The organism is Hahella sp. HNIBRBA332 (genome assembly GCF_030719035.1).
Classification (GTDB): Bacteria; Pseudomonadota; Gammaproteobacteria; order Pseudomonadales; family Oleiphilaceae; genus Hahella.
Map to the genome: position 1 here is coordinate 875,116 of NZ_CP132203.1, position 25,795 is coordinate 900,910.

Below are 25,795 nucleotides of genomic sequence, written 5' to 3' on the forward strand. Positions count from 1 at the left end.
GGCGTGAAGCCGGGTGGTCGTAATCTCCTTCCGGGACGTTGAAGGAGAGTTATCAGAAGGAGTGACGGTTAAAAGTATGATGAATGCAGAATCCATTAGATATTTACGGGAGCAGGGGCGTCATGAAGATGCGCGCAACCTTGCCGTGCAATTGACGGAAGATTTTCCTACCGACGCTGAGCTACAGTACGAGGCCGCCTGCGTTCATGACTATTTGGGATTGGAGGCGGAAGCTGTTCCGTACTACCTCAACGCAATCTCTGGAGAGTTATCAGAGCCACTGCTGCGAGGCGCATATTTGGGGTTGGGCAGCACTTATCGGGCACTGGGAGAATATATGCTGGCGCTGAATGCCTTTGATGAAGGGCTGGCGCAGTTTCCTGATGCGCATGAGTTGCAGGTGTTCAAAGCCATGGCTTTGTTCAATGTGGGGGAGTCCCAGCAGTCGGTTGAAGCGTTGCTGAAAGTGATCGCCGCCACTTCGCAAGACCCCTATGTGCAGGAATACCGGAGAGCCATCGCTCTTTATTCTGAAGATCTGACGAGAACCTGGCGGGAATGAAAGAGTATTTTCATACTGACTAAAAAAGGACGAAAAAATGAATGGAATAAATAAAGGCGTGAGTTTTTTCACTGGGGCGCGAGTGAATCTTAGGCATATGGCCGTCTGTTTGCCGCTGTTTTTGGCGGCGCCGGCGGAGGTTTGGGCGGATGGGGACGCCGCAGACCAAAGACAGTCCGCTGCAAAATCCATGGTATATCGGGTTGATAATGTCCAGGTGAATATACTGGAGAGTTATCCGCCTATGCTTGAGATCCGCGCTGAAGGCATGGTTCCCACTGCTGGATGGAATAATGCGGAACTGGTCGCTTTTCAATACATTCAGGCTCCGCCCGATGGGGTCTACGACTTTGGTTTTGTCGCCATGCCTCCAGACCAGCCAGCTGCGGAGGTCATCTCCTCCATGAGCGTGACCTATCGCATGGCGGTGATACCGGACGGGCTGAAAGGCGTTCGCGTTCATGCGGAAAGCAATTCGAAAGCCGCCATGCTGGGTGAGACTGACGTCTCGCAATCCAAGAAGGTCTGTCTCAAAGGGCGGCTTACTGAAGAAGGCGTGGAATGCCCTGCATTCCGGGATACGCAAGGACGTTTATATACCTTGGGAGGCGACTTGAGTGGGTATCGTCCGGGAGATGAGGTGTACGTCACAGGCGAAGCTGCGGAGTATTCATTCTGCATGCAGGGCGTCACTATCTCGGTCGACTATATCGGTGCTTCCGCTCCGAACTGCTATGACGTTACCCAGCAGCAGAACGCCGATTAATTCGCAAAGTTGGGTAAATGATCGCCGAGGCGCATTTCAGCAAGTCAAAACGCTATTACGAAGAAGAATATAGTCAGTGGCTCAAACACATTGACCGTTGGAGGAAGTACGCGCCCCTGTGGGCGGGCTTCCTGTTTGCGGCAGGGGCTGTGTTATGCGCTATTGGCGGCGTTTACCTTTTATCATTTGGCGTGGTTGCGCTGATATATGGCGCTGGCGCTTTCATTGTGATTCCCGCTCGGAAAAAGCGATGGCTCGCCCATCGAATGAAGAGCGGGAAACGCGTCGTTGATATCAAGATTCGCTTCTACAAAGACGGGATTGGCTTTGGCTCAGGCGATGAGAAAAGGTGGCCCGAGTCAGTGCTTATAACCGAAACGGGCATGTTTGTACGAATGGAAAGCTACGGCCAGTTTATTTATATCCCCGAACATGCAATACAACCCGCTCAGGCGGCTGAAATACTTGGCGGGATCTATACTTAACAAAAAACGCTGTTTCTGTTTATATTTGTCTAGTCGGTCAGGAAATAGAAATAATAGTTATTTGAACGGTGATCATTTTTTGTAATGGATAAAGCTATTTCTTGATGACTGCGAATGAATACTCTTCTGATCCTCAAGCTTTCATGTACGAATGTCAGGCAATCCAGATTGTACTCAATATGATCAGGGAATGAGTTGCTGCGCTCTATCGGTCAGGCAAGCGTTTATCCGGGTAAAAGTGAAGGGAATGCCGGGTTGCTTGCTATCAAAAGATCAAAAATAAGAAAACTTGGCCACGAAGACGAAAGGATATGTCTGTTCCATCTTGACAGGAATATCGCCCTGCATATACTTTGAGCAGTCTGTAAGTAAATCTGATATTTATGCAATACCATTTCGAAGTCCTGTCTATAGTCCTCGTCCTGTTTTCATAAGTAATAGAAAAACTTCCAGCAAAGCGGCCTTATGCAAGGCATTGATTTACCAAAGATTATTTTAGGATATGACTATGTCCAATACTGTTACCGGCACTGTAAAGTGGTTCAATGAATCCAAAGGTTTTGGTTTTATCGAGCAAGAATCCGGTCCTGACGTTTTTGCTCACTTCAGCGCCATCACTGGTTCTGGTTTCAAAACTCTGACCGAAGGCCAGAAAGTTGAGTTTACAATCACTCAGGGACAGAAAGGACCTCAGGCAGAGAACATCGTTCCGCTGTAAGCGGCGTATTTTTGGCGTACCTGAGCAAATTTTGCAAAGGAATCGCCGTCTGATCGACAGATGAGACACAAAGGGCAGGGCTTGTCGCCTTGCCCTTTTTTGTTGTTTGATACATCACATCGCGCGGCGAAGATCTTACGCCAGCGACACTTCGCAGTAATACCATCCAAAGGAATTTCACCTTGAGCGCCACCGCTTTTTCCTCTCTTTCATTGCATCCTGGGCTGTTGCAGAACCTTTCCACGCTTGGGTTTCACTCTATGACGCCCATTCAGGCGCAAAGCTTGCCTTCGATACTGGAGGGAAAGGATGTTATCGCTCAGGGCAAAACCGGATCTGGAAAGACTGCAGCCTTTGGCCTGGGGGTGTTGAATAAACTGGATGTAAAACGCTTTTGCGTGCAGGCGCTGGTTTTGTGCCCTACTCGGGAGCTGGCGGATCAGGTCGCCAAGGAAATCCGTCGCCTGGCGAGGGCGATTCATAACATCAAGGTGCTGACATTATGCGGCGGCATGCCTTTCGGCCCGCAGATCGGCTCATTGGAGCATGGCGCGCACATCGTCGTGGGGACGCCGGGGCGAGTGGAAGAGCACTTGCGTAAAGGGACGCTGGTCCTGGATCAATTGCACACTTTGGTGCTGGACGAGGCGGACCGCATGCTGGAGATGGGGTTTCAGGCGGCCCTGGACGCTATCGTTGAAAAGATGCCGGCGCAGCGGCAGACATTGCTGTTCAGCGCGACCTACCCGAAGCAGATTCAATCTATCGCTGAGCGGGTGATGCGCAATCCAGTGATGGTTAAGGTGGAGTCATCTCATGACAACACCAGTATTCAGCAGTATTTCTACAAGGTGGAAGGCGATGCGCATCGCTTGGAAGTATTGCGATTGTTACTGTTGCAGTACAGGCCGGAATCCACTGTCGTATTCTGCAACACCAAGCGCGAGACGCAAGAGGTGGCGGATATGCTGGTGAGCCACGGTTTTAGCGCCGTGGCGTTGCATGGCGATCTGGAGCAGAGAGAGCGGGATCAGACTCTGGTATGCTTCGCCAACAAAAGCGCTTCAATTCTGGTTGCGACCGATGTCGCGGCGCGAGGCCTGGATATTGACGCTCTGGACGCGGTCATCAATTTTCATATCGCCCGCGACCCGGAAGTGCATGTGCATCGTATTGGACGCACCGGCCGCGCGGGTGCGAGCGGAGTGGCGTGCACCCTCTACAGCGAATCCGAAATGCACAAAATCGCTCGCTTGGAAGAATACCAGGAGATTATTGTCAGCGCTGAACCTGCGCCCGCAACCAGTCTGCTGAAAAATCCCGCCTACAAGCCGCCGATGGAAACGTTGCAGATCGATGGCGGCAAGAAACAGAAAGTGCGTCCAGGAGACATACTCGGTGCGCTGACTGGCGAGAATGGGGTGGACGGCAAACTGGTGGGTAAAATCCAAATCTTTGACAACTGCGCCTATGTGGCGGTGGCGCGGAACGTTGTTAAGCTCGCTATGGATAAGCTGGGCAAAGGGAAAATGAAAGGACGCTCGTTTCGAGTCAGAAAAATCAGGAATTGATGAGTCGGGGCTTCCTCTGGAGAGTCAGCCCCAAAGCGCATAATCAAAGAGCAGGTTAGTTACTTCTGGCCTCTTTGCGTGGCGCAGGTTTCCCAGCGGTGGAGCCCCTTCTGCGTTGTCTGCGAGGCGCGTTCGCATTGTTTCTCGTCGCGCCCTCTTGCCGAGGGCCTTTTTTCTCGGTCTTTCTATCTTGACCGCGCTGCTCCCCATTCTTGGCTGCTTTAGGTTTCTTCGGCTTGCGCGCCTTCAAGGGTTGCGTCGGCAAGCGCGACTCCGGCAGTCGCTGTTCAGGCTCAAATCCTTCGATTTCTTCACGCGGCAGACGTTTTTGAATCAGTCTTTCGATATCGGCGAGTAACTTGAACTCATCCGCACTGACCAATGATACTGCTTGCCCTTCCGCGCCCGCGCGGCCAGTGCGCCCGATACGGTGTACATAATCTTCCGCCACTTGGGGCAGATCAAAGTTCACGACTTGTGGCAATTGGTCAATGTCGATGCCACGCGCAGCAATGTCCGTCGCCACTAAAATCTGTACGCTTCCGGCTTTGAAATCCGCCAGCGCTTTGGTTCTGGCGTTCTGGCTTTTGTCGCCGTGGATGGCGGCGGAATTGATGCCTTTGGCGCAGAGTTGTCGCGTCAGGCGGTTGGCTCCGTGTTTGGTGCGGCTAAACACCAGAGCTTGATCCCAGTTATTGTCGCGAATGAGCTGCGCCAATAAAGAGGACTTTTGCTTTTTATCAACCGGGTGAATCCACTGCTTGACCGTTTTGGCTGTTGTGTTGGGCGGACTAACGGAAATCTCCACTGGATTGTTAACCAGCTCCTTCGCCAATTTACGAATATCGTTGGAGAAGGTGGCGGAGAACATCAGGTTTTGCCGACGCTTTGGCAAAACATCCAGAATCTTGCGAATATCGTGAATGAACCCCATATCCAGCATGCGATCGGCTTCATCCAATACCAGCACTTCCAGATCCTGAAAGCGCACAGCGTTTTGATTGTACAGGTCGAGCAGGCGTCCAGGCGTCGCCACCAGTACGTCTACACCGCGACGTAAGCGCATCATTTGCGGATTGATTTTTACCCCGCCAAAAACCACGGTGGAGCGTAAAGGCAGTTTGCTGCTATAGGAAGACACACATTCGCCGACTTGAGCGGCGAGTTCCCGCGTTGGCGTGAGGATCAAGGCGCGTGCCTGATTTGAGCGCGCCCGGTCGCCTTTCGACAAACGCTCCAAAATAGGCAACGTGAAGGCGGCGGTTTTGCCGGTTCCCGTCTGTGCGGCCGCCATGACGTCTTTTCCTTCCAGAACGACAGGAATTGCTTGCAACTGGATAGGTGAGGGCGATGTATAGCCCTGTTCAGAAATAGCGTCGAGAATGGGGGCGGACAAGCCGAGGGAGGCAAAGCTCATATAGGATAACTTCTTCTTGCTGATTCATTGGGGCCAGCTGGCTGGCGGACGTGCAGCTTACAGTAAGCGTCTGTCCATGGCCATCATTTGAGCAGAGGACATGCCCCGATTGACAACGGTGTCGACAGGCTTTTTCAACGCGCTCCTGCGCCTTTTCGCCAGACAATGGTGGCTGGGCGTACGTAATTCACGTAGAGGGCGTAGGTAAAATACAGTAAGGGATGCCTGCTTGGCGTTAGGCTAGAATGCTGCGCCTAATGGACATTAGACCGCCAGGTCTTTGTATTTATTGTATTTTGATGTTGAGGATGTTTATGTCTAAATCCACATGCATGGTTTTCGCCGTGGTTATGTCTTTAAGCTCCGCCTGTGCAAATGCATATGAGCACCAGTTGGGCGCTTCTCTTGGTTTTGGCGATACCCGTGGCGAAAACTCTGATGTCGGCTTTCACGTGCAGCTGAACTATAGCTACTATTTTCATCCGTCCCTGGCGGTGGAAGCCACTTGGTTCGCCCAGCAAAATATCACTTCCGGCTTTACCTCTTATATTGGTAGCCTTGGTGAGTATACCGAGTCTACTGAATATGATGGTTTTGCACTGAGCATTAAAGGCGAGACTGCGCTTTCAGAGAGATTCAATGCGTTTGCGAAAGTGGGTGGCGCTTACACCGATTATGGCGTGAGCATCGACTATAAGGATCGCGATAGGCAGGATGAAGACAAGACATTCACTGGCCTGCGTCCGTATGGTGGTCTCGGTCTCAATTGGAAGAGAAAAGAGGGGGGGGTTAGGGGTGACGCTTTTGGAGTACCAATATATAGGTTTGCCTAAAGGCTCGCATTCTAACGTCCTTCTTACTGGCATTACCTACTCCTTCTAGCACTGTTCTTTTCCGTAGTCACCTTACTCACGTTCCAACGAGCGTGTCTGTCGTCTTGAGTCTACGGTGAGGTTTGGCCAGAACACGACGCTATATCAAAGGTAGAGTCTGGCGGCCGTTTTGAGCAGTATGTTGAGCGTGCAATTTCGCTCATGCTTTTAACGGCCGCGATTTATTTTTAATGTAAGTCTTACCGAATATAAATCGGCATTATGTGACGGTGGGCGACTGATTTATCCCGGAATTTCGTAGGGCGCGCGCCCGATGGGCTGAAAGCGCTAAAAAGAAAGGGATCGAACAGAAATGCTATTAACCGCTTAGCGACGGAAAGTCGCCTGGCTTTCGGCGTTGTGATCGCTTTCGTCTTTCGACTTCAGACAAAACTCGCCGCCGCCTTCGAATCTGATTTTTATTCTGGCGTTTTCACAACTGATATCTTTGATCGTTTTGGACTTGATATTGAAAAGCGACGCATAGTCTACTTCTCTTTCGCCTTCGCCGGGCTTGTCGTCAAAATCTTCCCACTCTTCCCAGAAGCCTTTGCCTTCATCCAGGAAAAAACGGAACCAAAGCTTGTGGTCTGTTTTCAGGTTGAGTAAAACCGGCGTATCGTCGGCGCTATCGGCTTCCAGTAAAGCCTTAAATTCTCGTACTTTATAACCATTCAGTTTTTTTACGCGGAAGTGGGTATCTTGGAATTCTCTTGCCATATAGGTGTGTTGTCCACGGTGGGTTAATGGGAGGGAGGGGGTACTGTACCCCTCATCGCAGCCCAGAGTCCAGTTATAACAGCCTTTGCACTGAGATTACCCACCGTGAACACCCTTATATTGCGGAGTTGTTCGCCCTATAAACCATTGATCGGCGAAGCGAAAACTGCGGAGCCTCTAGAGTGTGTATAAAAATGCCGTCAAATCCTGTTTTTCCTGCTTGTTCAATTTAACGCCGAGCACCAGGTTGAAAAACTCCACGGTGTCTTCCAATGTCAGCAGGCGGCCATCATGTAGATAGGTTGGTGAGTCTTTTATACCCCGAAGTGGAAAAGTCTTGATGGGGCCGTCTGCGCCGGCGAGCATGCCATTGATCATCTCTTCGTTATAAAAACGCTCTACTTTAAGATTGTGCATCAGATTGTCGGTGTAATATGGCGGAACATGGCAAGCCGCGCACTGGCCTTTGCCGAAGAAAATTTCCTGTCCTCGTATTTCGGATTCCGTGGCCTTATCAGGGTTGAGCTTACCAAAAAGGTCCAGTTTGGGCGCGGGTGGAAAGTCCAGTAGCGCCTGAAACTCGCCCATGAAATGAACTTGGCTGCCCCGCTCCAGAATATTGACGCCTTTCTTGGTGGCGATGACCGGGTCGCCATCGAAATAAGCAGCCCGCTGTTCGAATTCGGTGAAATCCTCGACAGTCTTTAATGCTCGTTGTGAGCCAAACAGGCGTTGTACGTTCACGCCCCGCAGGCTGGGGGTGTTGATGCGATGGCGACGCTCCTGCGGACGTATATCGCCTACCAGGTGAGTGGCGTCGTTGGTGTGGCCATTGGTGTGGCAATCGAAACAGGCCACGCCCATGCTGGGTAGGGCGGATCGTCGGTCAGTTGTGGCGTTAAACTGTTGTTGTGGAAAAGGCGTGACTAACAGGCGCAACCCTTCCAGTTGCTTGGGGTTCAGGACGCCAGAAAACATTTCGTAGTAATTCTGCAGGGTCACCTCTTTACCATGGGAGACATCGCCAAGGTCCGGGCGGGTGGTGAGATAGATTGGCGCGGGAAACTCTGGTAGAAAATGATCCGGCATGACAAAGTCCATATCAAAACGCGTCAGGTCCCGGCCTTCCTGCTTTTTGATTTCATCAATATGAAACTGCGGAAACAGCATGCCGCCTTCGCTGTGATTCGGATGCGGCAGCGGTAGAAATCCCTTCGGGAACACGCCTTTCTGCTTGATCTGCGCGGGCGTCATCGTGGCGAGCTGCTCCCAGGTCACGCCATTGGCCAGCTTCACCCGCACGCCTGTTTGCACTGGCTTACCCCTAGACATGGTTATCTCTGATGATGGCTTGTCCGCCAGATCGTAACGTTCTTCCAGTAATGTTTTATGACGTGCGATGATTTCATCCTTGGCGTCTTCCATGCGTTGCTTGACACTGTCGAAGGACTCTGAATCCACGACAGGCGCATATGAGTTTCCTACCGCGGCGTTTAACGGTGAGGCCAACCCTAAGGCTAAAAGGCTCGCGGCAAAGGCGAATCCATTGTGTTTTTTCATGACTTATCCCCTATCCAAACCATTGAAAGTCAGTCTACACATTGCCCTTAAATCGCGTGATTGATTGTCTAAATTACCGCGTTGCACGCAGGTCTCTAGACAGGCTGCGTATCTGTTCCGCCGCCGCTAACGCCTTTTGCGCCAGACGCACAATCTCTTTTCCTTCCGGTGTGATTTCCACTAAATGACGATTACGCCGGAATATCTGGACACCGAGATAGTCCTCACATTTTTTCAACTGAATACTGAGTGTGGACTGCGTGACATGGCAGCGCTCGGCTGCGCGATGAAAGTGTAATTCCTCTGCGACCGCTACGATGTAGGCCAGTTCCTTCAGCGTCATCAGGAGCTCCTTTTTTGTTATGAGATATGGCGACTTCCGCGTCGCTGGAGTGGCCGCGCCAGAATAAAAACACACGGCGGCTTATCAGGCACAAGATTAAAATCCTTAAAAAAGAGGCTCCAATTGATTGCGCAAAGCTTCAGAATAGGTTTTTTAAATGGAACTAAATTACGTTTATCCAATAGACATGAAGTTACACGCTGCAGATAACTTTATCGCTATGCATTATTTTTAGGGCTTGGTGTAAGGATAAGGTGAAGGTGAAGGGGCTGTGACTGGGGGAGGTCGGGTCTCTCAGCCCGACTGCATGACGCACGCCATGCAATCGGATAATAGAAGAACCGAGGGGGCCTTATCCGCCCTGTGCGGCGGAAAAATCGATATGCTCTTGCTTGAGCGCGGTGATGAAATCCTGGGTGCGCTTTTTAATTGACGCATAATCCAGATGATACTGCGTATCATAGAAGGCGGTTGTGGGATACAAGCCCAACTGTGGTTCGCCTATCATCTGTACGCCCAAGTTGGTGTAAAACTCCTTAATCTGCTTAAAGCCGGACGTTTTACGGTATTCGGGGAAATCAATGGTGTTCGGCCAGGTGGCGAAAACCTTGATGTTGTTGGCCTTGGCGTATTCAACGAACGCTTTGATGGCTTGCGCGCCCCTGGATTCGGCGTCAATACCTATGTTCACTGGCTGATACAGGGACAACCGGCGTTTTACTTTGTCCGAAACGGCGGGAAAGCTTTCCGGCAGTCTGTCGCCATGCTCATTGGAATCGAAGGTATTAAGCTGTTTGTTCTCTTTAGAGGCGAAGCGCCAGACGTCAACAATTCGAGAGAGGTCGGTCGCCATCAGTCCCTCGACAATATCCGGCAGCGGCTTTTGTTTGAACCAGGCCGCTGCGCAGCCCAAACCGTAGTTAAGTTCAATAGGATTCCAGCTGTCGTGCTTATACTGCGGGTACTCAAAGGCCAGTAATGCCGTATCTCCAGGTTTCAACGCGCGTTTGGCCTCACTTAAAGTCAAGTCTGGCCCCATGGATGCCTGCAGACCGAAGTTAAGCGCGTTCAGATGGAGTTCGTCGCTCAGCATCTGTGCGGAAAACCCGGCGCGCACGCCGGAGCCTCCGATAAGCAGCAGGTTGGGGCCCTGCATGCGCTCAGCCAGTTCTATGCGGGCGTTCACCTGATCGCACAGTGTTTGCGAGGACGCTGTCGGACGGCCGATAGTGCTGGCTGTAATCGCGGTGTTTATTGCCATCAGGGCGGCCGCGGTCGCCAGCGCGCCGATAATAAACTTAAGCGGATTGCCGCGCTCCTGTTGCGAATCAGTTTGAACGTGCGAGCGTGGTGTCTCGTTACTCATTTTGGTCATGATTTACGTCGTTTCCGTGTTACGAGTCCTGATGCTTTAAAACTGGAAGTAAAGGAATTCTGTTTCCGCCGCGGCGTTGATGGCGCGCAGGGAAATATACAGCAGCACGCCCACCGCGATGGAACTCCACGCCCGCATGCTGACCAGCGACGGCAGGTAGCGGCGTGGCGCCGGTAAGGATCTTTCTATCTCGTCGAAGTCCGCAGTGGGACGTTCCGAGCGCAGCAATTCCAGCGTGCTGGGCGCAAAAAACGCAATGATGGCGGCGCCAAGCGTCCAAATCAGTCCCATGTAGAAGTCCGTGCGGTAGTTTTCAGCGAACAGGTAGACGGAGTTCTGCAATCCCAATGCTTCGACCAGTGGGCGGAATTCCTCCGGTGCGGAGAGGCCGTGGAAGCCGAACATAGCGTTATAGAACGCCATGGCGGCGTCAAAACTTTCTGCGCGAAACACCACCCAGGCGATAACGACAGAGAAGAATGTGATCGGCAGAGAAAGGTTGCTGACCAGGCCTTTCAGAGGCCTCAGCATCGGTTTGTCTGCAATGGCCCGCCAGCCGTGGTTGATCATCAGGTAGGAGCCATGCAGGCCGCCCCAGATGACAAAAGTCCAGGAAGCGCCGTGCCAGAGTCCGCCCACCAGCATGACAATCATCAGGTTGATGTAACGGCGCCAGCGGGATACGCGCCCTCCGCCCAGCGGGAAGTAGAGATAATCCCGTAAAAACCGCGATAAGGTCATGTGCCAGCGACGCCAGAAATCGATGATGGAGCGCGATTTATAAGGCGAATTGAAGTTGGCGGGCAGTTTTACGCCGAATAGCATCGCCAGGCCTATCGCCATTTCTGAGTAGCCGCAGAAATCGAAGTAGATCTGGAATGTGTAGGCGAGGGCGGCGGCCCATGCGATAAAGAAGTGGATATCCCCGCCCTCGGTTGCCCGGGCAAAGAAAGGCGTCGCGAATGCGCCCAGAGGGTCTGCGATCATGGTTTTCTTCGCCAGTCCAATGGCGAAAATAGCCAGACCGACGGCGGCGAGTCGCATCAATTTGTCGTTGGAAGGCGGGGCCTCGAATTGGTTCATCATTTCCTTGTGATGAACAATGGGGCCGGCGATCAACTGCGGGAAGAAACTTACGAACAGGCCATAGCGGGCGGGGTCGGTGGCTTCGTCGCTGTCGCTGCGTGCGACGTCAACCAGAAAGGCGATCTGCTGGAAGGTATAGAAGGAAATGCCAATGGGTAACGCCAGTTTTGGCCAATCCAGTTCAATGCCGAACAGAGCTTCGATATTGCCTTCGATGAATCCGAGGTACTTGAAGACGGCCAACAACCCCAGGTTAAAACACAGGCCGACGACCAAGTCGCTGCGGCGCTTGCGGGTGCGAATACGTTCGGCGATCCACAAGTTAATCGCCAGGGAGCCGATCAGCAAAGGTAAATAGCGCCATTCCCACCAGCCGTAGAAACCGAGGGAGAGAATGAATAGAACAATAAACGCCGGGCGTTTCCCCAGCGCTCTGCGCGCCAGATAAAACAGCAACAACGACAGGGGCAGGAATACAAATAAAAATTCGTTTGAATTAAATAGCATACTTAAATAACGTCCCTGCATTATTTAATTGGGCGCAGGCAGAAACAATAGCAAATTCAATCCATAAGAAGCCGCCGTCAAAACAGGGTTTGATGGTTGCGGAAGTTGGATTAAATCCTGGTGTTGTTCTGATTGAGCAGAGCGCCGCCTGTTGCTCCGCGCCTTATGAAATTAATAACAAAGTGTCCGCTTTTCCTCTTGTACGGCGGCGTGAGGAATGCGTCACGGGCGTTAGTTTACGAGTAGATTGCTGCAATAAAAAGACCATTAGAGATAAAAGTCCTATCACTTATCAAAGAGTGAGAGGACTTTCATAATTAAAGGTACTATCAGGGCGCATTTTATATATTTAACGCCCTGTTTTGGTTCGCAAAACTTATATATTAAAAGTTGTTAATTTGTCATGTTAGTCCGCATATACAGATACAGGAATTGAATAACCGTCATCAAACTTGATAATGATGGCGCCGGCTCTGGAATCGGAGCCGCCCATCTTCTGGGAATCGATGCTGATCTCCAGCTCTTTGGTTCCGTCCCCGGATATCATTCCGTTGGAGGGCGATACTTTTATCCAGTCCGCATGCTGATTGATCAACACCTTGAAGTCAGTGTCCGAGCCGCTGTTGCTCAGCTTGATAGTCTTGGCTCCGGGAGACTGGGCGTCCAGCTCTACGCGATACGCGTCCGACGTGATTTTAATAGGGCGCACCGGGATCATCTTCGCCACACCGTATTCAAAGGCGCCTATATCCGGAGCGCTTCCGACGACCTCATTGGAGTAGTTGGCGATATAAGTCCCTTTATCAATGGCGGCGCTTTCTTCCAATAAATTGAATTTACCTGCAGGAGCATCTCGGAAGTGCGGTGTTTCATTGGTCAGGCCATTCGCCTCTGCGCCGCCGTAGGCCTGTACCACGCCCGCCGCCGCCTGCGTGCTATACAGCAGATCAAAGTCGAAGTCGGAACCAGGTTCCTGCGCAATATCGCGAATGCTGTATTGACGCTCTGACCATCCCGCGCTGCTGACCAACAGATTGTTGCGAGTGACGGCGTTGAAGGCGCGGTCGCCGGAGTAACCGGTGCCATGCAGGCTATTGGCCTTGGCGTAAACGGTATTGTGGAACAGGTAGGTTGTGCCTTCCGGTTTGACGGTCAGCCCGCCCGCTTTGAAGGCGGTCCAGGCCATACCGCGCTCGTCGCCCAAGTCATGGATCAGGTTACCGGCGATAAAACTGGGGCCGCGCATGTTCGGAGCGATACTGACGCCGTTATAGCCCGCTTCCAGGCGGTTGCCGAAAAAACGCACATTGTGTTGCCCGCCATCAAGCTCAACCAGGTCGTCATTGCTGAAAGCGAAATAGTTGCCGTAAATATCGCTATCGCGAATGAATCCGCCTTCCCGGGAACCGTTGGAGCGGCTTTCCACTACATCATTAAAGCGATGCTTGTCGCCGCCGACGAAATCGTTGTAACGCAGCACGACCTGTCCGCGGTAAGCCGGTTCGGAATGCTTGGTGGAGACCAGATATGCATTGGGACCGGAAGGGTGTCCGTACTCCCAGGTGTTGGCGCCGGTTCTCGGGTCGTGTACATAGCTGCGCTCGACGACGACAACGCCGGTTGATTCCAGCCAGAATGCAGAATCGTAATTGATGGGATCTTCGTCACTGGGTTTTTCGTAAGAGATGCCGTCGTTAACCGCCCCTGAAGTGCGACCCCAGCCAGAAACGTCGAGATTGCGGAAGCGCAGGTGATGAGCCTTCAGGCTGTGGATCGCATGCAGTCTGCCGCCTTTGACTTTCAGGTTTTCAAACATGATGTAGCTGGCGGCGCCGATTTTAATAGCGGTGTAATTATCGTAGCCGCCATCAATGACGGTTTTTCCGTCGCCGACAATCTTGGCCCATCCATCCTCTGCACCTGAGATGTTGAGCGCTTCCAGATCCAGCATGCCGCCATCGTAGATGTCAGCGATGGAATACACTTTATCCGGGTTGATGGGCGGGTCAGTAGGCCAGGTTTTGAACTCCGCCAGGAAAGACTGGATAACAGAGCCATTTTCCAGCAAGGATACCTTCACCTCATACTCGGTATTTTCCTCCAGACCGATAATGCCGCCAGCAAGCGCGTCATCGGTAGGGTCCGCAACAAGTGAGTAGGCGTCATGCCAGACGCCGTTGCCTTTCTTGCGGTAGTACACCTTGTTATTCATGTTCTGCAGGTCGGTGCTGCCGTCCAGAACCAGACTGACGGACTCCAGCAAGGGGGTTGCGGTAATGGTCGCATCCAGTCCGGCGGAGGGCGGCTCAAGGTCGTCAATGACGACAGGAGGGACGGTTTCCTTGTCCGTCGATTCATTCTGGAGTGGTGGCGATGCGCAGCTGGTGCAAATGGCTGCGATGTAAAACAGTTTCAACAACATACTTATACCGCGAAAACGATGTGAATTTATCGTTTGACGGAAGGAGCTGTTTACTCGATGTCTCATGATCAAATATCCCTTTGTGCCGAAGCAGGCGGTCGATATGACTGCCAGCTCCCTGGTGAATGTAGAAAGCCGGGTTTGAGCCCGGCTTTCATTGGCGGAACGATCAAACAGGAACCGGCTGGTTCCCGACTTATCTGCAAAAACAGAACCTTCAGTCAATATAGGACGCCAAAACCTGATTTTCCACGAGACAACATTAACAAGGAGTTTAATGCGCGACCTATCACGCCAGCCATGTGGCGGGCGTCAACCGATAGATACGGCGAGTACAACGAAAAAATCTCCGGCGCGGTGTCATGTATGGCGTTTTTATTGCTTCGGTAATTACTATAAGCCATTGATAAAAAGGCTTAAATTTCCCGCTTGGCATAGTCCTGGCCAGTAAGCCTAGGGTATAAGGCTTGTTGAAACTTAAATTTATGTAAGAGAATCTATGCGCATTTTGCTTAAGAGCCCTAAACCCGCCGCGTCAATGCTGGATTTTCTAATGTTTCACTTGTTAATAGACTCCACGTCGTCACTTTTTTACGTGAAATGAAACATTAGAAAATTATCGTTAATGCACTTAAAGTGTGCCCCATTCGACAAAACTGCATTCCGGTAAAGCATGAATTACGGAAACGAGAGAGCTGCATGAGTAAGGAAATATCCGCCGCTGATATCAGCGTTATTATTCCAATCTACAATAGAGCCGATAAGCTGAGAGAAGCTCTTAACTGCATATACAAGCAAACCGTCCTGCCTGGAGAAATTGTGGTGGTGGACGACGGTTCGAAAGATGACCCGGAAGCGGTCGTTAAAGAATTCAATGATCCGCGAATCAGGTTCAAACGTCAGGAGAACGGCGGCCCAGGCGCGGCCAGAAATGCCGCTATGGCGATGGCCACCGGCCGTATTCTGGCGTTTCTGGACTCCGACGACGATTGGCTTCCAGCCAAATTGGAGATGCAGATCGCCAAGTGGAATGAATTGGTGCGGGAAGGTAAAGATTGCGTGATGCTGGACACGTTCACGTCTTCTTCGTGTAACGGAGTTGTGAAGTGGCATAGAAAAATCGTGAAGGATGGCTCCAGCTTTGATGGCCTGATTCTGGAGAACACCATTAACGGCACTTCCAGTGTGATCTGTGAGAAAGACCCTGTGCTGCAGGTCGGTGGATTCCCCGAGACATATCGTTTCGCTGAAGACCGGTTTGTCTGGTTGGCGCTGGCGCGTGCGGGCGGCTGTTATACCGTCCCGGAAATCCTGGTTATCAAAAACCATGAAGGCGACAACCTGACTGACGACATGGAGAAAAACCTGCAGCATAAGCTTGAGTTTATTCGTCATGTTGAGCGCGAATTTAAGCTGCCCAAGAAAGACGTCGCCAAAATGAAGCTATGGATGTTCGCCGATTTTTTAATGGCGTACCGTCGTCGCGGCAACTATGTGAAGTCGGCGGAAATGGGCGGCAAGATGTGGGCTTGTGGAGATCTGCACCTATTAGCTTCGCATCCTAAGGCCCTGGCGGCCATGGCTCTCGTGATGGGGCGTCAGAAGCTACTGGCGATCACAGGTAAAAGATAAGCGCCTGCTGCTAAATACAGGCCCAAATAAAAAGCCGTTCCGGTATCCCCGGAACGGCTTTTTTAGTTTGCTCTATGCGCCCCTTATGATTTCATCAGGAAAGCCTTCAGGTCCGCGATCCAGGTTTTATGCAGCAGGGTGTACATCGCCAAATAGGTCACCATGCCGATGGCGATGATATTGGCGGACAATAACGCTGGATGCAGCGAGGAGTAGTAGGTGACGAAAGCGTATACCGCACCTACCATGCAGATAGCGGCGACGATACTTTTGTACACCGTGCGCAACCACTCGCTGGGTTCGATATGTAGCGCTTTTTTTAATCCAAGCACTTTCGCCGGCGAAGCGATCAGCGTATGCACGATAAAGGCGCAAGCCCCCGCCAAAGCGCCCATCTCCGCGCCCATCACGGCGGTGAAGGCCAGGGCGGAGCCGGCTGCGATCAATTCAGAAGGCAGCGTCAGCTTGTTCTTGGCCACCGCCGTCAATGCTGTGGGCACATAGATGAGAGTGTTGCCTACCGCCGCCACCAACGCCAGGATCTGAATCAACGGCGCCGCCGGCCGCCACTCTTCGCCGAACAGCGTGGGGATCAGGTAAGGCGCCACCAAAGCCAAGCCTACAAACATCGGCAATACGATGAAGCAGGTGGTCAGAGTGGTGAAACAGAACATTTTCTGTAAGTTGGGCAGGTCATGCTGGTTCCTTGAAAACGCAGGCAGGGCGTAGCTGAGCAAGCCGCCGTAAATAGCGCTTCGGGGCATATCTATCATTCTGCGCGCGAGGCCATAGACGCCCACAGCGGCGGGACCGGCGGTGACGCCCAGTATGATGGCGATGCCGCGATTCATGGCGTCCCAGCTGGCCCCGCGTAGCGCAAGCGGCCAGCCTATGGATAATAGCTCCCCGAACACGGACATGCGGAACCGCGAGCCGATGTGCAACTCACTGGACCGAACCATGATCACTAAGCTTACAAACGCCATGATGACGCTTTGCACGATAATGGCGAAGCTGCCGTATCCGGTCCAGGCGAGAGTCAGACCCACTGCCGCGCCGATGAGTTTTCCGCCCATGGTGCGTTTAGCCAGAGACTTGAATTTGCCCTTGCGACGTAAATCCGCGACATAAATATGACCGGTGGTCAGCAGGGGGATGTGCAGCACGGAGATGAACATCAGCCATTGGAAGCGTACATCGTCGGTGGCGAACAGACTTCCGGTCATGACCGCCGCGGCGGTGACCAGGCTCACCACTAATCCGCCCCAGAAGGCGGAGTCAAAGTGCGTGGCCTGAACATCGTTCTGACGCACCAACGGGTCTTCCAGAAAAGCTACGTAAATAACGCCGATGCCTTGCCCGATGGAAAGGGCGAACAGCGCCAAACCAAGCTCGCCGGGACCCAGCAGCTTGGCGTAGATGAAGAAAGTGAAAACGGAAATGAGTACGATGCTGAATTTTTCAACGAAAACCCACATCAACTTCCATGCCCGATGGTTTAACACACTATTGACTCCGTATTACAAACTGACGAAAACGCCATTACACCAGCCAACAACGCATGTAGCGGTCGATTTTGTTGTAACAGTTATCCGATAAAAGCACAGGTCTGCCCAACAGCAGAGCCAGTATTGCGCCGTGCAGGCGATCCGTATCGACCTGTCCATAATTCTGGTAAAAATCCACGGCCTTGTTGATCAGCGAATTGCTGAAGCGCACCCACAGTGGCGATGTGAACAGATTGACGTCGTGCTTACGTTCCAATCCTGATACGCGGTTGAACAGACGAAACTTCTTCATATCCATGGGCGTATAAAGAGAGTTCCAGTCGAAGGCGTCCGCAGCGGCTTCGGCGCCCGATACGGATTCGCAGTCCTTGCGGCGGAACATCAGCGTACGCTCGGGCATTTGTTGCGGCCAGGTCCATTCGTCGATCAGCATAGTGGCCATATCCGGGGCCATGAACAGTTGCTCCGGGGCCAATGCTTGCGACATAAAATTAAAGGATTCCTGGTCGCGCACGTACATCTTGAGGTTCTTATGCTCACGATACAGCGTGCAGTTTTGCAGAAACTTCTCCGGCTCATTGAAGTGCACGGACTGCGGCATGATCAGGATAGGGTTGTTGGGAAACTGCTTCATTACTTTTTCCCGCAACGCCTGGTGAATGGCGTAGATATCGCCAAAGTTGCCGCCGCCATGTAACAACAGCACCCAATCCTCTGGGATGCGCGTGCGGAAAAAGCGGTCTGCGTTGCTGGTGGAGAAGCTCATTTCCACTTGGGCGCCCAGCTCTTCCAGCAGCGTCAACGTGCCTTTGTAGATCAACAGGTCGCCCAGGTTCAGGTGCAACGGGTAATCCAGGTAAACAACCTTTTTACCGCGCAGCTCAGGACCGAAGGTTTCCAGTAACTGCGTCTTCAACTCGCGCCAGCGCGCCCGGTTGGGTTGCATTGAATTGACTCCGGTCGGCTCCATCATTTGTCCCATTATTTGCTCTCCGCTGCTTGCTGGCCCGGCGCCACGCCGGCCTTCTTGAACCGATGTCGAATACGACGCCATCTGGATACGCCCTGGTTCTGGGAACAGGAGGCGATATAGGCTTTGGACGCAGGCGTTGACGAAACGCCCGGGAGTTTCCAGGAGGCTATGGCCTGTGGCAGCATGCTCAGCCCTTGCATGAATCCGATGGTGGAGTCGAGAATCAGCCCGGCGCGGAAGCCTTTATACAACGTGAGCAATGTGCTCAGGCACAAAGAGGCGAAAGGCGTTCTGAATTTAACGTCCATATAGAAACGGTTGCGCACATGGAAACGCCAGCGTGGCCCGTTCCAATTGACCCGACGCTCCGCGGCGACCTTGTGGCCGATCACCACTTCTGGCGAATAGCGGATTTTGTAGCCGCAGTTGATCAGCTTGCGCGATAACTCTGCTTCTTCCTGCAGGAAAAACAGAGAGTCGTCGTAACCGTTTACCTGATCGAATACGCTACGGCGAATCATGTGTCCTGCGCCAACAAAATGCGTGGTGTAGAATGGTTTGTCGCCCCATTCATGGGCGTTCTGGGTGTAGCTCCAACTGCTCAGGTCCTCGCAGCGGGTGCCAAAGCGCAGAATACGAAATCCAATGGCGGCGAGATCTTTTTGCCGCTCCATGATTTCCACGGCGTTGGCGATCTGGCGCTCGTCGGTGAACTCCGCGTCGTTATCCAATGCGACGATATAGTCGCCGTTGCCCTGAAAGGCGGCCTGATTGCGTCCGCCTGGAACGCCCAGGTTGTTAACGTTGCATACGAGATCTACGTTCGGATATTGGCGGCAGAATGCGCGCAGTTGATTCAGGCTCTCTGGTTTCGAACCTTGATCCACAACGATTACGCGTAGCTCCACGCCGGTTTGCGTCAGTGCGCTGGCGATAGCGGCTTTGGTGTCTTCCAGCCGATCCCAGGATAGTATGGTTATGTCCACTGTCGTCATAAGTCGCCCAGCTCCATGGTGTGAGGTTGTCTAAAATGTTCAAGCGGAACAGCCCTTTTACAGGCATTCCGTATACCAGGTTTCTCTACGCTGATTTGCTTTTGTTGGCTTTGATGCGTCATATCCACGCTCAACTCAGCTGCGCCGAACGTCGCCCGCGTCTTGTCGTCAGACTTTGCAATGCAGTGACGCCAATACGCGCGGTCATTTTCCAATTGCGTTTGCTGGTCAGCCCTGGCAAACCGCTGTAAAAAGCTGATGCGGCCTCTTTCCAGCGTTGCTCTCGCAATCTGTTGCGGCACAGGGATAAGTAGTAATTGGCGTATCTTTCTTTCAGCGGCTCCATCGGCACCCCTAACTTCCTGGCGGCGGCCAGATGTTTGAACAATACATTGATGGTGTCGGTATAGAATCGATCGGATTTAACGCTGGTGATGTTGTCGCCATGATGTACATAGGTGTAGGCGATGCCTTTGGAGCACCCAACCCGGCCTTGCTCGGAGATGGTCATCCACAGATCGTTGTCCTCGGCGAACACCAGTTCGCTGTCGAAGCCGCCGACTCGCTCCAGTAGAGATCTGCGCACCAGCACCGCCTGAGTGGCGGCGAAACCCAGGCCATACAGAGCTTGCAGGAATGGACGCTGGCGATAAGTCCAACCGTCTGGAAAGGTTTGCTCGACAGCCGCTGCGAGACGCTGGTTAACGCTATAGGCTTTGAAGAAGGATGGATGTTTCAGGATGTCATTCTCCATGACCTCGTAGTCGCTGATCACCAGATCCAGACTGACGCCCTGCGCTGCGCATTGTTCCAGTAGCGCAATCTGACGCTCCAATTTGGTTGGCGTCCAGCGATCATCGGAGTCGAGAAACGCCACCCACTGTCCACGGGCTAACTTCAGGCCGCTGTTGCGGGCAAGGGAAGGGCGGCCGGAGTTTTCCTGCAGGTGGTAGCGCACGCGCGCATCCTGTGAAAATCCGTTGACGACTTCCGCTGAGCGGTCTGTAGAGCCGTCGTCGACGATAATTAACTCAAAGTCGGCGAAAGACTGCGTCAGCACGCTCTCTATCGCCTGAGCGACCGTTTTCTCCCGGTTATAAACGGGCATGATGACGGAGATCAGTGGCGCTTCTGCGGTCATGTCGGAGTTTGCTGTTGTCACGATAGTATTCCTGATTGCTGCCGTCGGCTCTTAAAACGTGTAGCCAAAGTACTCGATCTCGTCCTTGTATATCCGACTCACCAATTGTCTGGTTTCTTCGTCGTAATACTGTCGATAGTCTTCACCGTCGCCTTTGATTTTGTGGGGCAGCTCAATGTGCTGAACGCCCATACGCTGACAGGCTTCCTTGAAATCCGCTTCCAGATTTTCGAAGCGGCCGACGTAGTCGAGGGAAATGTCGCCGTTGTCGTCTTTGATCCAATAGGTTTGCGGACGCAGCATGCCTTTGCCGGCGAAGGCGTGCATGAAGTCTTTGAAAGACATGTCGCCTTCGATGCCGAAAGAGCGTTTGTGGGCCTCGTCGCGAATCACGTTCTTGTACATGGAGTAAGCCCGCGCCCAGGGGTTTCGAACGAAAGTAAACTTAAAGTAGTTTTTGTACTGCTCGTCGGAAACGGTAATTTTGTTCTTCGGGTTCATATCGCTGCGGCGCTGATGCCTCACACTGCGTGCGATATCCAGCAGGCGCGCTTTGGATGTCAGCATACGCAGACTAAGTCGCGGTTTCGCCATTAGCCTGATTGATCTGTGATCCTGGCCATTGCGTCCCTGGTATCCGTCAAGGTGCCCCAAAGCGCTCTCAATGCTGGTGCCGGCGCACTTGGGGATATGGATAAAAATGCATTTGAATTCATGTGAGACCATGACTAACTCCATTCTGGCGTCAAATCAAAAACGCGACTGCGCAAGCCTGCGCAGCTGTGGATGACGCGACTCATGCGCGCGCCTCCGCTGGGTCCGGCTGCACTTCGTACAGCGGAGTGGGCGAGAGTTCTCGCGAAAGCCCATACTTGCCCGCCACGATGACAATGATCGAGAACATGAACATGTCGAAGCTTACGTGGTTCGGGATAATGAAACCGATATAATTGACCGCCGCCTGAAGCAGCAGAATGCTCGCCATTAATGCGAATACGGATGACTCAGGGTGGAAGGTGAAGGCGCGGGCGATGCGCCAGAACGACATCACGAAAGTGGCGATCAGAATGACCAGTCCGACGTAACCGCCGTTGAGGCGCGTCTCAACGTAACCGCTGTGGGCGTTGCCGATGAAGCCCCAGACTTTGACGAACGATTCTACATAGACGCTGGCCCAGAATGCGCCGTATCCATAGCCGAAAGTGGGACGATCATCCAGGCTTGGCCCTAACAGTTCCCAGATGATGGTGCGGTTGGTCAGCGATGGGTCGCGTCCCAGAGACAACAGAATCAGTTCATAAAAATAATTAGCCAGTACGGCGCCGATCAACAGGCCTACCGTCACCACGATAAGGCGGTTGAAAGTCTTCTGAGAGTTGCCGATCACCCGGCTGCCGTTGAAGATGGTGGTCAGGCCTATGCCGCCGAACACCATAGCCAGTGCGGTGGCCGAATTACTCAGAATAATCGCCACCACCAGGCCGCCGATTAAAACCCTATCCTGCCGGCTTTCGTACATGCGTAAGCCATAGAAAGTCATCAGTGCGTAAACATAGCAGCGTGCGCCCGCGTTTTTGTCGCTGAATATTCCCAATAGCGCGCCTTCCCGCAGGCCGCCCTGAATAAAGCCGTTTTGGGGAGATATCACAGCGTATATCAACCCGGCTATGGCGGCGGCGCCCAGAATTCTCGCGATAAGGCTGAGCAGATATTCCGGCGTGTATTCCTGCAGCAGCGCCAGCGCCGCGACAAAGACGATCATAAGACTGATGATGCGGCGTACTGACACGCTGGGTTCGACTGACCATAGAATGGACAGCACGATATAGCCGACTAAAATCAGCCAGTAAATATGGCGTGACACGAAGGTGCCCAGGGAGCGGTCGCGCAGATTCAGTACGAAGTAACCGCCTATGCCCAGGATGCAGAGACCGACCAGCTGGCGCACCATGTTGCCGCTGGCGGACTCCGCAATCATTTCCGCGCCGCCGTGGCCGCTTCTGCCGCCTCCAGACACCAATCCGGTCAGAAACGACATAAAGCCCGAGTAATAAAACATGACCAGGCCGAGAAAAAAATCTCTTAACTGATTGCGCGTAATCGTCACAAGATACGCCCGTTTTCGCAGTTAACCGATGACATCCGAATTCAACGCCCCCAGACAGTGACAGAACCGTTTAATACCGCACTGTAGGCTTGAGCGGATAGGGCGTCGCGATAGCGATCAGCCCGTGCTTTCAATTCAGCATTGCCGCTGGGGTGCTCCATGCACTTGCGCAACGCTTGCGCCATGGCGTTGACGTCGTCAACCGGCACCAGTGGCGCCAAGCGTCCCTGATCCAGAATTTCATCCGGTCCAGAAGGGCAATTGGTCGCCAATACAGGAACGCCGGTGGCCATGGCCTCTACCAGGACGTTGGGGCTTCCTTCAAACCTTGAAGACAGCACGAACAGGTCCGCCGCTTTCATTTCCGCCAGAGGATTGGCGGCGTAACCGGGCAGATCGACTTTTTCGCTCAGTTGCAGCTGGTTGACAAGCGCGCTCAGCTCTTCACGTAGCTCGCCTTCGCCAAAGATGACCAGTTTCAGGTTGGCGATATCGGCGACTTGCGCAAAGGCGTGGATGAGCGTGTCGAAACCTTTTTGATGACTGAGCCTTCCAACCGCGACTACGACCCGCATGGAGGGATCTTTTAGCCACGGGTGGCTGGCGGGCTCGTCCATCATTGTAAGAACTTTGGCGGTCAATACCGGGTTGGGCGCGACGACTATGTCCTTGGGGCGCAGCGACTCGGTTTCAATCAGATCGCGTGCGACGCCGCCGGATACTGCGATGATCGGGTTCGGCAGGCGACGATAAATTTTGGGGGCAAGCCAGTAGGTGAATCTCATCACCGCGCCAGTGTTCACCTTTTTATCCAGGGAATAGGTGTTGCGCTCGCTTACAACCAGACGACGCAGCATGCCTGTCATGGCGCAGGCCAGGGCGGCCGCCACGTTCACGTGGGTCAGCGCGGATAGAATTCTGTCTGGTCGCGCTTCACGCAAGTAAGCCGCCAACCTGGGCACGGAACTCAAGGTGCGTGGTGAGCCAAGCTCCACCAGCTTCACGGCCGAGGATAGCTCAGCCTTGTTTACGCCGCCCTCCGTCAGCAGGACCATGGTCACCGCTGTATTTTGTTCCGCCAGAGCATTGGCGAGCCGCACCATCATTTTCTCTGCGCCGCCGCCCCGCAGGTCATGCAGGACGATGGCTACGCTTTGGGTTTTCATGCCATTCGCTCTCCGAACAGCTTGATGTAAGCGTCGGCGGCGTCGGCGTAACGGTATTTGCTCACCGCTTCCGCTTCGGGCGCTATAGGTGTCGTTAAGTTATCAACAATGGCTTGCGCCAAAGCAGCCGGGTTCTGGTTGGGCGCCAGGCCGCCATAACGACCGTTGTCCAGTAATTCACGGGGACCGGTCTCGCAGTCGCTGGAAACCACTGGCACGCCCAAGGCGATCGCTTCCACCAATGCCGTAGGCAGGCCTTCGTGGCGAGAAGACATGACGAATAGCTTGGCGTGTTTGATGATCGCGTAAGGATTAGGGGTGAAGCCGTAGAAAACCACTTTGTCGGTCAGGCCGAGATCCTCCGCCTGCTTTTCCAGTGCTGCGCGGTCATCGCCTTCACCCACAATAACCAGTTTGGGTAGCGCGGGCTGTATAGTCAGCGCCTGTTTGTAAGCGTCCAGAAGCAGGTCGAAGCCTTTCTGCTCACACAGTCTTCCCACTGCACAAAGATAGTCGCCCTGAATTGGCGCGGATTCTTCCGCCAAAGTAAAGATGCGCTCATCTATAATCGGGTTGGCTCGCGCTACGACCTTGTTGCGGTTATAAGGCAGAAACGCCTTGATTTGATGCGCGAGATCTTCTGAGACCGTTACGATGCGGCTGCGGGTCAGCGCATACATGCAATACAGTGCTTTGATGCTGCGCGGCGCCAGCTTCTGGTCTGAGACGTCAAAGGCGCAATGACGCGTGAACAGCTTCATGACCCGCGGCAAAAACATCAGTGCGATCAGGCTGATCAGGTTGGCGGTTTCCTTTGATGAGATAACGACGCCAATACGGTTGTTTTTCACATGGCGACGCAATCTCAAAAATTCGCTAATGAGTTTAAGAGGGCTCTTGCGACTTGGCTCCACTAACGTGACGGGCCAATCCTGGCGCAGTTGACTGATGTCTTCTTCTCTGGAGAAGAAAACATAAAATTCGGGGTCGTACCCTTGCGCTTTTAAACTGGTGGCGAGATTCGCCGATACGCGCTCCACACCGCCGCCTTTGGAGAAAGTCTTCAGCAAAAACAGCACTTTTTTACTTTCTGCATTACGTTCGCCGCGGTAGCGGTTTTTGTACGCCAAGTAAATCGTATGAGGGTTGGTGATCAGATAGCGCCAGAACAGTTTGCGTGGGTTGAGCAGCATGCGGTGCATCCACTCCAGGCCATTGTTCTGCACCCATTCCGGCGCTCTTTTATAGTGTCCGGTCAAGAAGTTGTAGCAACCGCCACAGCTGATCACCACTGGTATTTTCAATCTGTCTTTGTGGCGAATGCAGAACTCCTGCTCTTTGGGCTTGCCCAGCCCCACCCATAACACGTCTGCGCCAGACTGGTTGATTTCTTCCACAATGTTCAGTTCATCCGCCGCAGAGAAGTAACCATCGCGTACGCCTACGATTTCCGCGTTGGCGTAGGTGTTGCTATAGATGTTCGCCGCCTGCTCCACCACATCTTTGAGGCCGCCCAAAAAGAAATGCTTGAGGGTAGGGGCGTAGTGAACGGGGATGTCGTGAATCATGTCAGTGGTGGCTGAGCGTTCTGCGATAGGACGTTCGGAAAACCAGCGGGACAAAGTGACGACGCTTTGTCCGTCCGCATGCACCAGATCGACATTGTTCATCAGCTCAAGGTATGCGGGGTCGGAGCCCGCCAGTGAAATCGCCTGCCCATTAGAGGAGAAAATCAAAAACGCCGACTGGTCCGGAGTGTAGTTTTGGCAGATTTCCCCCACCAGCAACGCGAGTTGTTTGCGGTCGAGACAACTGGTCTTGATTCCGCCGACGTTGGTGGTTGTGGCTTCGTTAAGCATTCTGACAGTC

At 53.0% G+C, this 25,795-nt stretch carries 22 protein-coding genes; 7 read left to right on the top strand and 15 right to left on the bottom strand.

What is annotated here, in order from left to right; genetic code table 11:
* Positions 1 to 76 precede the first annotated feature (76 nt).
* The 5 genes from O5O45_RS04150 (at position 77) to dbpA (ending at position 4,102) form a co-directional block, all read left to right on the top strand.
* A complete protein-coding gene (locus O5O45_RS04150) occupies positions 77 to 562 on the top strand; it encodes a tetratricopeptide repeat protein (RefSeq protein ID WP_305904012.1) in 486 nt (161 codons plus the stop codon).
* A 37-nt stretch (positions 563 to 599) separates the two neighbouring features.
* Complete coding sequence (locus O5O45_RS04155) at positions 600 to 1,328, top strand: DUF5818 domain-containing protein (RefSeq protein ID WP_305904013.1); 729 nt, start codon at positions 600 to 602, stop codon at positions 1,326 to 1,328.
* 17 nt (positions 1,329 to 1,345) lie between these two features.
* Positions 1,346 to 1,813: a hypothetical protein gene (locus O5O45_RS04160; protein WP_305904014.1), complete on the top strand. Its 468-nt coding sequence runs from the start codon at positions 1,346 to 1,348 to the stop codon at positions 1,811 to 1,813.
* A gap of 508 nt (positions 1,814 to 2,321) precedes the next feature.
* Positions 2,322 to 2,531 (top strand): cold-shock protein, encoded by a 210-nt coding sequence (locus O5O45_RS04165; RefSeq protein ID WP_011398470.1) that lies wholly within the window; start codon positions 2,322 to 2,324, stop codon positions 2,529 to 2,531.
* 182 nt (positions 2,532 to 2,713) lie between these two features.
* Entirely contained in the window at positions 2,714 to 4,102 is a 1,389-nt protein-coding gene (gene dbpA / locus O5O45_RS04170) for an ATP-dependent RNA helicase DbpA (protein WP_305904015.1), read from the top strand.
* A 55-nt stretch (positions 4,103 to 4,157) separates the two neighbouring features.
* On the opposite strand, the gene O5O45_RS04175 is transcribed toward dbpA, so the two are convergent.
* Positions 4,158 to 5,519 carry a DEAD/DEAH box helicase gene (locus tag O5O45_RS04175; RefSeq protein ID WP_305904016.1) on the bottom strand — a complete coding sequence of 454 codons (1,362 nt, stop codon included), beginning with the start codon at positions 5,517 to 5,519 and terminating at the stop codon, positions 4,158 to 4,160.
* Positions 5,520 to 5,833: 314 nt separating this feature from the next.
* Between O5O45_RS04175 and O5O45_RS04180 the strand changes: the two genes are divergently transcribed.
* Positions 5,834 to 6,352, top strand: coding sequence for an outer membrane beta-barrel protein (locus O5O45_RS04180; RefSeq protein WP_305904017.1), 519 nt, complete (start codon positions 5,834 to 5,836; stop codon positions 6,350 to 6,352).
* A 366-nt stretch (positions 6,353 to 6,718) separates the two neighbouring features.
* Here O5O45_RS04180 and O5O45_RS04185 read toward each other — a convergent pair whose 3' ends face one another.
* The 6 genes from O5O45_RS04185 to O5O45_RS04210 form a co-directional block, all read right to left on the bottom strand.
* Positions 6,719 to 7,111: a hypothetical protein gene (locus O5O45_RS04185; protein ID WP_011398465.1), complete on the bottom strand. Its 393-nt coding sequence runs from the start codon at positions 7,109 to 7,111 to the stop codon at positions 6,719 to 6,721.
* A gap of 177 nt (positions 7,112 to 7,288) precedes the next feature.
* On the bottom strand, positions 7,289 to 8,671 hold the full coding sequence (locus O5O45_RS04190) for a cytochrome B6 (protein WP_305904018.1): 1,383 nt from the start codon (positions 8,669 to 8,671) through the stop codon (positions 7,289 to 7,291).
* 73 nt (positions 8,672 to 8,744) lie between these two features.
* Entirely contained in the window at positions 8,745 to 9,014 is a 270-nt protein-coding gene (locus O5O45_RS04195) for a LysR family transcriptional regulator (RefSeq protein ID WP_305904019.1), read from the bottom strand.
* A gap of 352 nt (positions 9,015 to 9,366) precedes the next feature.
* Complete coding sequence (locus O5O45_RS04200; protein WP_305904020.1) at positions 9,367 to 10,389, bottom strand: hypothetical protein; 1,023 nt, start codon at positions 10,387 to 10,389, stop codon at positions 9,367 to 9,369.
* A 36-nt stretch (positions 10,390 to 10,425) separates the two neighbouring features.
* Positions 10,426 to 11,982 carry an MBOAT family O-acyltransferase gene (locus O5O45_RS04205; RefSeq protein ID WP_305904021.1) on the bottom strand — a complete coding sequence of 519 codons (1,557 nt, stop codon included), beginning with the start codon at positions 11,980 to 11,982 and terminating at the stop codon, positions 10,426 to 10,428.
* A gap of 406 nt (positions 11,983 to 12,388) precedes the next feature.
* Entirely contained in the window at positions 12,389 to 14,404 is a 2,016-nt protein-coding gene (locus tag O5O45_RS04210; RefSeq protein WP_305904022.1) for a BACON domain-containing protein, read from the bottom strand.
* A gap of 699 nt (positions 14,405 to 15,103) precedes the next feature.
* Here O5O45_RS04210 and O5O45_RS04215 point away from each other — a divergent pair.
* Positions 15,104 to 16,036 (top strand): glycosyltransferase family 2 protein, encoded by a 933-nt coding sequence (locus O5O45_RS04215; RefSeq protein ID WP_305904023.1) that lies wholly within the window; start codon positions 15,104 to 15,106, stop codon positions 16,034 to 16,036.
* An 83-nt stretch (positions 16,037 to 16,119) separates the two neighbouring features.
* Here O5O45_RS04215 and O5O45_RS04220 read toward each other — a convergent pair whose 3' ends face one another.
* The 8 genes from O5O45_RS04220 to O5O45_RS04255 all read right to left on the bottom strand — a co-directional run bounded on the left by O5O45_RS04220 (position 16,120) and on the right by O5O45_RS04255 (position 25,785).
* The gene (locus O5O45_RS04220) at positions 16,120 to 17,541 is read right to left on the bottom strand and encodes an oligosaccharide flippase family protein (RefSeq protein ID WP_305904024.1); all 1,422 of its coding nucleotides are present in this window, start codon (positions 17,539 to 17,541) and stop codon (positions 16,120 to 16,122) included.
* Between the two features lie 37 nt (positions 17,542 to 17,578).
* Positions 17,579 to 18,526: a polysaccharide pyruvyl transferase family protein gene (locus tag O5O45_RS04225; RefSeq protein WP_305904025.1), complete on the bottom strand. Its 948-nt coding sequence runs from the start codon at positions 18,524 to 18,526 to the stop codon at positions 17,579 to 17,581.
* On the bottom strand, positions 18,526 to 19,512 hold the full coding sequence (locus tag O5O45_RS04230; RefSeq protein WP_305904026.1) for a glycosyltransferase family 2 protein: 987 nt from the start codon (positions 19,510 to 19,512) through the stop codon (positions 18,526 to 18,528). Before O5O45_RS04230 ends, O5O45_RS04225 begins: the two co-directional genes overlap by 1 nt.
* 130 nt (positions 19,513 to 19,642) lie before the next feature.
* Entirely contained in the window at positions 19,643 to 20,674 is a 1,032-nt protein-coding gene (locus O5O45_RS04235) for a glycosyltransferase family 2 protein (RefSeq protein WP_305904027.1), read from the bottom strand.
* A 30-nt stretch (positions 20,675 to 20,704) separates the two neighbouring features.
* Entirely contained in the window at positions 20,705 to 21,379 is a 675-nt protein-coding gene (locus O5O45_RS04240) for a sulfotransferase family protein (protein WP_305904028.1), read from the bottom strand.
* A gap of 70 nt (positions 21,380 to 21,449) precedes the next feature.
* Positions 21,450 to 22,760, bottom strand: a complete 1,311-nt coding sequence (locus tag O5O45_RS04245) for an O-antigen ligase family protein (RefSeq protein ID WP_305904029.1) — start codon at positions 22,758 to 22,760, stop codon at positions 21,450 to 21,452.
* A gap of 41 nt (positions 22,761 to 22,801) precedes the next feature.
* A complete protein-coding gene (locus O5O45_RS04250) occupies positions 22,802 to 23,926 on the bottom strand; it encodes a glycosyltransferase (RefSeq protein WP_305904030.1) in 1,125 nt (374 codons plus the stop codon).
* Positions 23,923 to 25,785 (bottom strand): WecB/TagA/CpsF family glycosyltransferase, encoded by a 1,863-nt coding sequence (locus O5O45_RS04255; protein ID WP_305904031.1) that lies wholly within the window; start codon positions 25,783 to 25,785, stop codon positions 23,923 to 23,925. The genes O5O45_RS04250 and O5O45_RS04255 overlap by 4 nt, the downstream gene beginning before the upstream one ends.
* Between the last annotated feature and the right edge of the window lie 10 nt (positions 25,786 to 25,795).